This window comes from Streptomyces sp. NPDC058665, assembly GCF_042714995.1.
Lineage (GTDB): Bacteria > Actinomycetota > Actinomycetes > Streptomycetales > Streptomycetaceae > Streptomyces.
The window spans coordinates 1-1205 of record NZ_JBHXRX010000151.1 but is presented as its reverse complement, the minus strand read 5'-3'; the positions used below and the strand labels follow the sequence as shown (position 1 = coordinate 1205).

The 1205-nt window shown below is 66.3% G+C and carries 1 protein-coding gene and 1 pseudogene; one reads left to right on the top strand and one right to left on the bottom strand.

What is annotated here, in order from left to right; translation table 11 throughout:
* Nucleotides 1-89 precede the first annotated feature (89 nt).
* Nucleotides 90-737: an EamA family transporter gene (locus tag ACFWV8_RS38370; RefSeq protein WP_384215109.1), complete on the bottom strand. Its 648-nt coding sequence runs from the start codon at nt 735-737 to the stop codon at nt 90-92.
* 4 nt (nt 738-741) lie between these two features.
* Here ACFWV8_RS38370 and ACFWV8_RS38365 point away from each other — a divergent pair.
* Nucleotides 742-1205 (top strand): annotated as a pseudogene (locus ACFWV8_RS38365) (hypothetical protein); the annotation flags it as partial.

Genomic DNA, 1205 nt, shown 5'->3' with positions numbered 1-1205 from the left:
CCTCTGGCCCACCGGACAGCGCCTTTCGAAGTAACCGCTGATGAGCGCCCTCCAAGACGAGGTACGGTCAAATGCTCACGAACCGCCCTCTAAGAGGGCCGGCTGGCGTACAGCACACCGGCGATCACGGCCAGGCCGACGATTGTCTGCAGCACCGTCATGCTTTCACCGAGGATGATCCAGGATGCCGCTACGCCGAAGGCCGGCATCATCATGGAATACGGAGCCACCTGCGAGGCGGGATTGCGGGCCAGCAGAGCATTCCACAGGCCGTAGGCGACCAGACCGGCGAAGATCACGATGTACAGCAGGGCGAACGCCGGAACCCATGCCGACCAGTTGGTGAGCGTCGTGAACGTACGCGCGATCCGTCCGGGCCCCTCGAACAACAGCGACAGCAAGAACATGGGGATCGGCGGGAACAGCGACATCCACATCGTCAGGTGCAGCGGCTTCGGCGCCTGGGCCTGGGCCTGGAAGGCAATGATCGCCGCCAGCCCGAGCACCGCCACCCCGATCCCGATCACCTGCCGCCTGCTGATCTTCTCCCGCAGGAAGACCCCGGCCAGCAGCATGGTGAACGGCGCAGACGACTGCAGCAGCAGTCCCGCCAGGCCGGACGGCATTCCCGCCGCCGTGCCGACGTACACGAACCCGAATTGCAGCACCCCGATGCCGAGACCGTCGCCGCACAACCAAGGCAGCTGCACCTGAGGCCCTGGCACGAACAGCAGCACCGGAATGGCGAGCAGCGTCCAACGCAGCGGAGTCCCGCTGGTCGAACGCTCCGGCCGAGGTGTCCGGCTGACGGACGCCGGCTTGGTGCTGGCTCAGGCCGGATCGCAAGTGGCAGTTGCGGTCGCCGAGGCTGAGGCCACATGGCAGAGGTACCGACGAACCGCGGTCGGCACCGTCCGGCTCGCTTTGTTCCACTCCGCGCGAGAGATGCTCATCCCCGGACTACTGCGATGGCTGGCCGACTACCCGGATATCGAGCTGATCACCGACGAACGCGACGTCGGCGAGACCGAGTTCGAGCCACTGACCGCCGACTTCGACATCGTGATCGCGCACTGCGCCGACGACGGCGTCGAGCCGCAGCGAAGTCGGCTAGGTCCTGTCCGGTGGATCTTCGCGGATAAGGCCGGGGCGTCTGGTGCGGTGCATCGCAAGGCGCCGAAGTGCCCGCAGGGTGGTTTCCTGTG